This is a genomic window from Actinacidiphila sp. bgisy167 (assembly GCF_965342175.1).
Taxonomy (GTDB): Bacteria; Actinomycetota; Actinomycetes; order Streptomycetales; family Streptomycetaceae; genus Actinacidiphila.
Genome location: NZ_CBDRBL010000135.1, coordinates 1 through 9,520, shown reverse-complemented (window position 1 = coordinate 9,520; position 9,520 = coordinate 1). Strand labels below are relative to the sequence as shown.

Here is a 9,520-nt window from a genome sequence, read left to right as displayed (position 1 = left end):
GCAGCCGCCTCGCTGCGCTCAGCGGTACGGACCGCTTCGCGGTCATGCGGGCTTCCGCTTCGCTCCAGCCCGTTCGGGCCCTGACGTGCCCTCAAAGTCAGGCTCGCTGCGCTCCCCTGACTGGCCTTCGGCTTCGCCTCCGGCCTTGAGGCCCGCTGACGCGGGCCCGCCAGCTACAGGGTGGGGGCTGTTCGGGCTGGGTCACCATCAGGGCCCACCGGATTGATCTCGTCCGATGCGTCGACTCCCACGGGTGAAGACCACACCAGACCGTACGGGCCTGGGATGCGGGAGAAGCCCCCCGGTCGCCACGGTCGTTACCGTGGGGCCGACACCGGTCGAACCAGCCGCTCCTGTAGCCATCGCCGGACCGGTCCCAGCCACCGTGCAGGCCGCCACCGTGGCCCGGGTGATGTGCCATCGAGTTGCTGCTCGGTGCGCTCGAGCCACCGCTTGTACCAGTGCTCGAAATCGTGTCCGGTCGGTGCGATCCCGCCGTCCGCCGGCCGTACGTCCTCCCAGACGGCGCCCCTGTGCTGGCCTGTCATGACGAGCAGCGAGGAGTAGCCACAGCCTTGTTCGCTCAGGAAGACGACGCCTGCTTCTTGTGCGTCGTAGAGCTCCTCGTAGCGGGCATCCCATGCAGTGAACGCTCGCTGGAAGGCGTCGTCGGTCGCGTACGCCTCCGCTGTGGGTTCTTGTGCCACCAGGCCGTCGAGTTCCTTTTGCAGGGCGGGCGCCACGAATGGGCGTCCGGCGAGCTCGGCTGTGGTTGGCTTCCCGGGGTAGGCGAGTCCGACGCCGCGCCACTGCCATCCACTGTCGCCCAGGACCGGCGTCAGCAGACCGTAGTCGGGGCCGGCGCCTCCGGCTCCGACCTGGAGCAGGAAGCTGCGGTATTGCGCGGGGAGGTCGACGCCGAGGGCCGTCTCCAGCGACCGGAGCTGTTCCTCCTCCATGACCGGGCCAAGCCGAAAGCCATGCCCACGGGCACCGAAGACCGACTCGCTGCCTGAGAGCTTGCCAAGTCGCTGTATCCGGTCTCGTACCCCTGCCCAGGTCTCCTCGCTCATAGCGACACGCTATGGTGCCCTCGCGTCACACCACCAGGGATTTCCCGCGGCCCCGGTCTGCTCCGGCCGGCTGGCGGCTCGGGGGCCGAAGCCTTACCGCGTTCGGCCGGCCCTTCGGATCGTGGCCAGCTCGACGGAGCGGGTGCGGGTACGGGGGGATGCTTGCCTGACCGGTTCAGAACTCGCGGTCGATACCCGTAACCGCTGCCGGCCCCAGGGGCGCGTCCTGCTCGGTGAAACCGCTGTCGAGCAGGGCGGTGGTGACCAGGCGTACGGCTTCCGTTTCGGCTTCGGTGTGGCCCGAGGCCTCGACTTCGAGGCGTACGGAGAATGCGTTGCCGTCGTCTTGGAGTGTGAGGAGGCTCAGTTCCTCGCTTTCGCCAAGGTCGGTGTTCTTCGGGTCCTGTGGCCGTAGCTGGTGTTCGAGTTCGGAGCGCTGGGTGTCACGGATGCCGCGCGTGAAGGTGCCGGGCACGGTGATGACGTAGGTGGTCACGGGGTCTCCAGGGGGTCGGTGTCCGGGCCGGGTGCTGTGCTGTCTCTTGGGGTGCCCCGGATGGGGGTTTTGATTCTCGGGTTCCCCGGTGGGGGGAGATGGGGCGCGGCTTGCACAGCCCTGCGCACTGTGCAGTCGATCGCTTCTGGTCTGTGGGGCTGGCGTGGTGCGGTCGTTTCTGTTCTTCTGCTCGGCACGAGATATGTGCGTCAAAGTTGTGGGCCCGCTAGGCTTTGGAGTCACACAGCACCCCCGGAGCACAGCTGGCACCGTCCCGGGCTGGGGTGCTGACCAGGCCCATGGTGACTATGGTGGAGATGTATTCCGTGATGACGGAAATGGACCCGCTGCCGCATCAGATTGAAGCGTCTGATGCGGCCATGCGGGCCCTTGAATTGGCTCCGGGGCAGGACATGCCTGCGCAGGGTCTGCGGACGCAGGTCATCGCGGCAACCGGTTCCGGCAAGACGTTCATCGGCGTGCTCACCGCGCGGAAGCTGCGGGCGGGCCGGGTCCTGGTGCTGGTGCCGACCCTGGATCTGCTGACGCAGATGGCGGCCGCGTGGCGTACCGGCGGCCGCAGCGGGCCGTTCTACGGGATCTGCTCCCTGCGGGCAGATGAGGCGCCGTTCGCATGCACCACGGACGTGGACGAGCTGATCGCGTGGACACGAGGGCTGGAGACCGTCACCGTGTTCGCCACGTACGCCTCGGTCGGCATGGGCACCCTCCAACGGGCCCATGCGGCGGGCCTTTCGCCCTGGTCGCTGATCATCGTGGACGAGGCGCACCGGACCAGTGGCAGGGCTGGGAAGCCGTGGGCGGCGGTCCACGACAACACGCGGATCCCGGCCGACCGGCGGTTGTACATGACGGCCACGCCGCGAGTGTGGGAAGCGCCAGACACCGATGGCGGGGGCGGGCGCGGGGGTGGGGGTGGGGGTGGGGCGGGGCCGGTGCTGGTGGCCAGCATGGAAGACGACCCGGACGGCGTGTTCGGGGCCGTGGCGTACCGGTTGACGCTCTCCCAGGCCCGGGACCGGGGGCTGGTCGCGGCCTATCAGGTCGTGTGTGTCGACGTCACCGACCCGGAGCTGCAGGCGGCAGCGCTGCTGGGGATGGAGTCCCGGTCTGACAGCGTGCGCGGGTCCCGGCTGGCGGCCTTGCAGACGGCCGCGGTGAAGACCGCAGCGGTGCGGGGCCTGCGCCGCATGCTGACCTTCCACTACCGGACCAGTGAGGCCGAAGCCATGGCGGCTGGGGTGCCGGCCGTTGCCCGTCGGCTGTGGGAGCACGACCCCGTCACGTATGCGGAGCCGGATCGGGTGTGGGCCTCGTGGTTGTGCGGAGAACACTCCCCTGCCCGTCGGCGGGCGACGCTGGCAACGTTCGCCGACCCGGTCGGCCAAGGCGACGACGGCGGCCTGGTGCCGATGCGGCTACGGCTGCTGAGCTCCGTTCGGATCCTGGGGGAGGGCGTGGACACGCCGGGCTGCGACAGCGTGTTCTTCGGGGATGTGCGGGGATCGGCCGTCGACATCCTGCAGATCGTCGGCCGGGCGCTGCGCATGCGTCCCGGGGAGGGCAAGGTCGCGTCCTTGGTGGTGCCGGTGTTCCTGGCCCCCGGTGAGGACCCCGACGCGATGCTCACCTCCAAGGGCTACAACGGCCTGGCCAAGGTCATGGCCGCACTGCGCTCACACGACACCGAGACCATCGAACAACTCGCAGAGCAGCAAGCCCACAGCCGCACCGCCAAACCATCGGCCGCCGAGACCGCCGCAACCAGCGGCTTGGGCGGGGAAAGCGGCCCAGGCGGGGAGGGCGCTCTTTCAGCTCCGGCGCGGGGTCTGTTGTCGTTTTCGACGCCGCGTGACCCGGCCATTCTGGCCCGGTTCATGAGCCTGCGTGTCCTCCGGCCGGAAAACGCATACTGGCGTGCTGGAATCCAGGCTGCCACCCGATACGTGAAAGAAAACGGCGATCTGCGCGTGCCGTACGCGTTCACGACACCAGACGACTGGGACCCCGCCGCTTTCCCCCTGGGAACATGGATCGCGGAACAGCGAAGGGTATTCAACGCAGGCGAAATAAAGCCCGTGAGGGCTGCTGAACTGGATGATCTGGGCATGGTGTGGTCCCACTGGGACGTCGCCTGGCAGGAAGGACTGTCCGCCGCGAGGCAGTGGGCAGCCGTACACGGGCACCTCCTCCCACCCGCCACCGCCGTCTGGAACGGCTACCCCGTCGGCGTCTGGACGAAGAACCAGCGCACCGCCGGCAGGCTCGCAGAGACCATCGCGCAGCGGCGCGAGGCAGGGCTGCCCGTCGGCTCCACCGCCGGCGCCCTGTCCGAGGAACGCCGCGACGCGCTGGAGGCGATCGATCCGTCCTGGTGCCCGTCCTGGCCCGTGGTGTGGCAGCGCTCCTACCGGCTGTGCCGGAAGCTGATCGAGGCCGGCCAGCCGCTCCCTGTCGTGCCGGGTCAGGTGAGCGTGCAGGGCGAGGATCTCGGGGCGTGGGTCCAGGCGCAGCGTCTGCGATGGGACGCCCTGCTGCCTGCGCAGGCCTGGATGCTGGAGAACATGCTCCACCTCAGCCCCGCGGACCCCTCCGAGAGGCCGCAGGCGCCTCGTACACAGGCCGACAAATGGGCGGTGAACCTTCGGGCCGCCCGCCAGTTCCACGCCCGCGAGGGAAGCCTCCAGCCGGCCAGAAAGCACATTGAGCGGCTGGCCGATCCCGACGGGGTCGTAACCGAGGTCAAGCTGGGGCAGTTCGTGGCCAACGCCCGCCGCCGCGCCGCGAAGTTAACCGAGGGACGGCGGGCCGAACTCGACGCACTCGGCATGCGCTGGTAACAGGGTGCGGGTTCGTCAGCCTGGAAGCTGCCGCCGGTCATGTTCCAGCGACGTACCGCGGCGGTCTCAACGAAGTTGGCTAGGCAAACAGAGTGTTCAGTACAACGCGATAGCGTCGATGACTATGGCGGGACCGGAGATGTACGCGTGGACATCGTCGTCGGGGACATCCAGGCCCAGCCTGCTGAGCTGTCGGGTGACCTCCTGGAGGTCATCTTGAATCTGCGCCATCATGATGCGTCGCATCATGAACTCCCACCCATGCAGGAGCCATTCGTCGGTGACCCTGAACTCGCCTTCCGGGATCAGTCGGTACACGCTACCCAGGACGCGCAGATCCCCCTCTAGCCGATCCGCCGACGCTTCGTCGATGAAGAAGTCGGGGCGTACGTTGACGTACACCTTGTGGGGCAGCGAGCTTCCGGTGACCTCAAGGAGCATGGGCAGAGGGAGCAGTTCGTTCTGCAAGTAGACCCGCTGGATCGCCTCGGCTACGTCCGGATCCTCGACATCCAGGTTGGCAAGCTCGCTGAGCTCGTTGATGTCACGGGCCAGCATGAGCCGTCGGAAGACAAAGAACACCTTGCTCATCACGCTCGCCGCTGTAATCCGCGTGCTGCCCTCGATCTCAATGAGAGCGTCTTTGAGAAGCGCTGAGTCGCCGACAGGATTGACGTGGACCGCCTTCTCGCGGATCAGACCGTCGATCACCTTGGAGACCGTCGCCTTCTCCCGAGGAGCGAGGCTGTACGTCGACTGGAACTGGAAGTCGCTTCCTGCGGATCCACTCAGGGCTAGCGCGCCGAGGCCGGCCTTGCCGCCGCCGGAGCGCTTGCTCACTGTCGTCTCCACGATGTCCTGCGCCACAGGGACCTTGATGTCGTGGTACTCCGCCTGAGATAGCAGCGTCTCTAGATCGAGAAAACTGGGAGACCTCAATGTCATTGGAGAAGTCTTCCATGCAGCACCGACAACAGGACGTCGCGGGCGTCTGCCGGGATCTCTGGTCTGACGGAGGGGTGGAGGGTTGGGGAGGAGGTGGTGCTGACGCGGCGTCGCCGTCCCTTCGTGAGGGAGGAGCGCAATTCGCCGGCGAACCGGGGCGCGATATCTGCGACAGGCGGAGTTCGGTGCCGGTTTGTGCCGTGCGCCGGATCCGCGGCACGAGGGCGACATGCCGTTCCGCCAGCGCGAGGACACAAGAGGTAGCCCTGCAGGCTGTTCCGGGCGGGCGTCGGTGGGCGCTGAGTTTGGCGACGGCTTCGTGTTTCCGCTGCATGGAGACGGTGTAGTAGCGCTGGGTGGTCCGGACCGATTTGTGGTCCATGAGTTCGGACAGCACGTCAAGGGGCGTTCCGGCGTCGGCGTGCCGCTGCGCGTAGGAGTGGCGGAAGGCGTAGGCGTAGATGAGTGAGCGGTCGAAGGGCAGCGTCTCTCCGCCGGAGTCGCTGCCTTCTGCGTGCAGCACCGGCAGGGAGTCCACCCAGTGGCGCAGGGTCTCGCTGAGGTAGCTGGTGTGCAGGTGCCTGCGGGTTGCCAGGGGTGTCAGGGCCGGGAAGAGGTAGTCGACGCCAGCGGGAGGCAGGGTGGCCTGGAGTTGGTCGCGGCGTTCGCGCCAGGTGCGGGTGGCCTGAGCGGTGGAGGCGGTAATGGGCAGGCGTCTACGGTGGCGGCGGGCCTTGTGGTTGTCCCAGATCAGGGAGGTCTGGTCCTGGCGGGTTTCCAGGCACTTCCGCGGCAGGGACACGATCTCGTTGGGGCGCCTGCCGGTGTCCCTGAGCAGGACGTACAAGGTCTGGTACATCAGCTGCAGGTCGTCAGGAGCGAGAGTGCGCTGGCCGCGGGCCCGGCCTTGTCCTAGCAGGTGCAGGTGTGCGTCGAGCTGGCGGATCACCGGTTCGGGGATGGCCTTGCCGATCTCGTCTTCGCTTGCTTCTTCCTGGGCGATGCGGTGGGCGGCGGGGTCGCGGACGAAGGCGGCGGAGAGGTCGTTCACGGCCCCGGAGCGGCGGCCGTAGTCGATCAGGGCGAAGAAGTGGCTGGCGATGGACACCCGGTAGCTCCACCCGGCCGGCTCCCCGTTCTGCTTGAGTGCGGCGCGGAAGGCCTCGACCACCGCGGTGACGTGGTCGTAGCGCAGTTTCGCGGGGTCGTCGGTGCCCGGTCGGGACGCCATTGCCTGGGAAGCCAGCTGGACTCCCCATAGGGTCCGGGCGAAATCGTCTGCGTTCGGGCGCTGCTGGATCGTCCAGGTCCGCAGCAGGTTGCGCAGCCACGGTTGTCCGACGGTGCGCAGGTCGACGGTCTTGGAATGGCGAATGCCCGCCGGGGTGCGGGACCGTTGCCCCAGGGCCCGCAGGTCCAGCAGGTCTTCCTCTGCGGGCCCGGTGCCGGCGTACTGCGAGAAGCCTGCCCGGACCGCTGTGCGCACCCGGCTGAGCATCCGCCGGACCGGGACGGTGGAGCGCGGGCACATCTGCTCGTCAGATGCGTCGCTGACCAGCGTGGCGGTGTCGGACAGGTCCCGCACCATCCGGCGTACCTGTGCCGGCTCGAAGATTCGCAGCCACGGATCGGCCTGCCGGGATCCGGCCCGCCCCGACGAGCGAGGGCGCGGCGCCGAAGGGCACAGCGCACGAATCGAGCAAGGCGCAGCAGGCGTTCCAGCGCGGCCTGACGGCCCTCGCGCAATGGATCGAGCGCGAAGGAGCGGGGCGGCCCGTACCCCGCGGACACGGTGAACCGATCGCGGTCGACGGCCAGGAAGAGCCAATGACCGTAAGGCTGGGCGTATGGATCACCAACACCAAGCAGCGGCGGGACAAGCTCAGTGCGTTGTGGCAAACCGGATCTTGTTCGAGCGGCAGCAGGTGATCGTCTGGACTGAGGTTCGGGTGCGGCCGTGGGCATGAGAGAACGGGCCCCTTGGTAGTGACGCGGTTACGACACCAGCACGACCAAGGAAGCCCGTTGTCTGATCAGTTGAGCAGTACCACTGTGGCTGCGTCCACTGCGGTCACCCCTGGGTGTGACTGCTACGTGCACCGGTTCGGTTCGATCGATCCAGGGCTGCGGGCAGGCTGCTATCCCAGTGACATGACGGATGCGGAGTGGGCCGAGGTCCGCTCGGCGATGCCGGTGCCGGCCTGGCTCCTGAAGCGGGGCGGGCGTCCGGAGGCGTACTGCCACCGCGAGATGCTCGACGCTGTGCGTTATCTGGTCGACAACGGTGTGAAGTGGACGGCTCTGCCGGTCGACTTCCCGTACTGGCGGGCGGTCTACGACTTCTTCCGCCGCTGGCGGGCCTGCGACTACGTGCGTGAGCTGTACGAACGCTTGCGATGTTCGGCGAGGGCACGCGCAGGCCGAAACGCCGAGCCCAGTGCGGGAATCATCGACAGTCAGTCGGTGGACGCCTCCGAGACCGTCGGCGAGGACAGCCGCGGATACGACGGCGGCAAGTCACGTGACGGGCGCAAGCGCCACATCCTGACCGATTCCGAGGGCCTGCTCCTGGAGGTCACCGTGACCACGGCCGATGTGCACGACTCCAAGGCCGCCCCCACGCTGCTGGAGACGTTCATGGACCAGCCGGGCCGGCTGTTGAAGCTGGTGTGGGTCGACAGTGCCTACCAGGGTCCGGCGCTGGCGAAGGCGTTCGCCCGCCACGGAGTCCGGATCGAGGTCGTGCGCCGATCCGACGGGCAGCGCGGCTTCGTCGTTCTGGCCCGCAGGTGGGTGGTGGAGCGCACGCTGAGCTGGCTCTCGCGCTCACGCCGCCTCAACCGCGACCACGAACGCCGCCCCGACCACCACGCCCAGATGGTGTGGTGGGCCGCCGTGATCAGGCTGTCCCGGCGCCTGGCCGCAGACGCTCCGCGCTGGCCGGAGAAACGCCCCGGGCGACTGCTCCGGGCGCGGGCATGAACCGTCCGTCTCTCGCCCGCACCAGCCACCCCCGCTTCTCCAGCACGTAGGCACGGTGACGGAACTTCTCCACCTCGTTCTTGACCTCCGCTTCCCGGCCCACCGCCCGCGTCAGCTCCACCCCGTTCACCGGCCCCGAAGCAGCCACCGCAGCGACGAACACCTCCCGATAGAGGCCGCTGAGCACCTCCTCGCCCATGCCCGACCGCCACACCGGCGGCCTCTCGCCATGCCCCGCGCCCAAGCCGCTCGATCCCACGCCGGCAGCCGCCTCACCACCAGACGGCACGGAAACCGGCGTATTCACCGGGCTCTCCTCGGCCAGCACCGACACGAGCTCCTCACGCCCCACCCGGGCCCGCTCGAGCCGCTCCCGCGCGGCATCCACCTCCGCCTGAGCCTGCTCCAGAACCTCCGTCCAGGACTCCAGATCCTGCCTCGCCCGCGCCTCACGCCGTTCCATCAACCCCAGCACCGACGGCATCGCACCCTCCTCGATCCACAACAAGCCGTCCGCTGCCTGCCCCTACCCCGTCGCGATCATGCCCCACACACAAGAAGTCCCTGTTCATCGAACAGGGACTCCCTTTGCCACAACGCACTCACCGTGGAGCAGCGGGCCGCCCTGCGCGAGCTGGGCGTGGAATGGGCGTAGCAGCCGGAAGGCGTCGTGCGCATGCTGCAGGACCCGATCTGGATCTGCTGGGGACAGTCCGTCACCTGGGTCTCCGTCAGACGGGAGGAGACCATGGCTATCCAGATCGCCGAGGCACTCGATCCTCGGCAGTCGGCGAACATGGAAACGCTGACCGTTTCTGCGCGTCGAACTCGGACTACCGGATGAAGACGTCGCCGCCCGGGACTTCACCCGGCTCGTCATAGAGAACGACGTCCCCGCCATACACTGCTGGCTGCCGCAGTGCGGCCCTGTGTAGCAGGAGCCAGCCCCACGACGCGCCCATGGCCCCCACAACAGTCCCACACCCGCCTTCCGCCGGACCGGCCCGCGCCGTAGGAGCGCCCCGGGCGTCTACCAGAGGGCCGACGGCCGGAGCACACGGGCAACTTTCGGCCGGTCAAACGGCATTCGACGGCGTCCCCCGGTCCCCGTCGAGGGTGAGCACCGCGCCCGGTGGCCGCGCCGCCAGGGGACCCGGTTCAGC

At 68.3% G+C, this 9,520-nt stretch carries 7 protein-coding genes; 2 read left to right on the top strand and 5 right to left on the bottom strand.

Annotation, left to right across the window (positions count from 1 at the left end; all coding sequences use genetic code 11):
• Window positions 1–317: 317 nt before the first annotated feature.
• Window positions 318–959 carry an SMI1/KNR4 family protein gene (locus ACRWND_RS29590; RefSeq protein WP_431954849.1) on the bottom strand — a complete coding sequence of 214 codons (642 nt, stop codon included), beginning with the start codon at window positions 957–959 and terminating at the stop codon, window positions 318–320.
• A 289-nt stretch (window positions 960–1,248) separates the two neighbouring features.
• Window positions 1,249–1,569 (bottom strand): hypothetical protein, encoded by a 321-nt coding sequence (locus ACRWND_RS29585; protein WP_431954847.1) that lies wholly within the window; start codon window positions 1,567–1,569, stop codon window positions 1,249–1,251.
• Between the two features lie 308 nt (window positions 1,570–1,877).
• Here ACRWND_RS29585 and ACRWND_RS29580 point away from each other — a divergent pair, with 308 nt between their 5' ends.
• Window positions 1,878–4,430 carry a Helicase associated domain protein gene (locus ACRWND_RS29580; protein WP_431954845.1) on the top strand — a complete coding sequence of 851 codons (2,553 nt, stop codon included), beginning with the start codon at window positions 1,878–1,880 and terminating at the stop codon, window positions 4,428–4,430.
• 96 nt (window positions 4,431–4,526) lie between these two features.
• On the opposite strand, the gene ACRWND_RS29575 is transcribed toward ACRWND_RS29580, so the two are convergent.
• Window positions 4,527–5,141 (bottom strand): hypothetical protein, encoded by a 615-nt coding sequence (locus tag ACRWND_RS29575; protein ID WP_431954843.1) that lies wholly within the window; start codon window positions 5,139–5,141, stop codon window positions 4,527–4,529.
• Window positions 5,059–6,963 carry a tyrosine-type recombinase/integrase gene (locus ACRWND_RS29570; RefSeq protein ID WP_431954841.1) on the bottom strand — a complete coding sequence of 635 codons (1,905 nt, stop codon included), beginning with the start codon at window positions 6,961–6,963 and terminating at the stop codon, window positions 5,059–5,061. Before ACRWND_RS29570 ends, ACRWND_RS29575 begins: the two co-directional genes overlap by 83 nt.
• A gap of 563 nt (window positions 6,964–7,526) precedes the next feature.
• Between ACRWND_RS29570 and ACRWND_RS29565 the strand changes: the two genes are divergently transcribed.
• Window positions 7,527–8,357, top strand: coding sequence for an IS5 family transposase (locus ACRWND_RS29565; RefSeq protein WP_431954839.1), 831 nt, complete (start codon window positions 7,527–7,529; stop codon window positions 8,355–8,357).
• On the opposite strand, the gene ACRWND_RS29560 is transcribed toward ACRWND_RS29565, so the two are convergent.
• Window positions 8,275–8,841 (bottom strand): hypothetical protein, encoded by a 567-nt coding sequence (locus ACRWND_RS29560; protein ID WP_431954837.1) that lies wholly within the window; start codon window positions 8,839–8,841, stop codon window positions 8,275–8,277. The two genes, ACRWND_RS29565 and ACRWND_RS29560, sit on opposite strands and share 83 nt — an antisense overlap.
• Window positions 8,842–9,520: the final 679 nt, after the last annotated feature.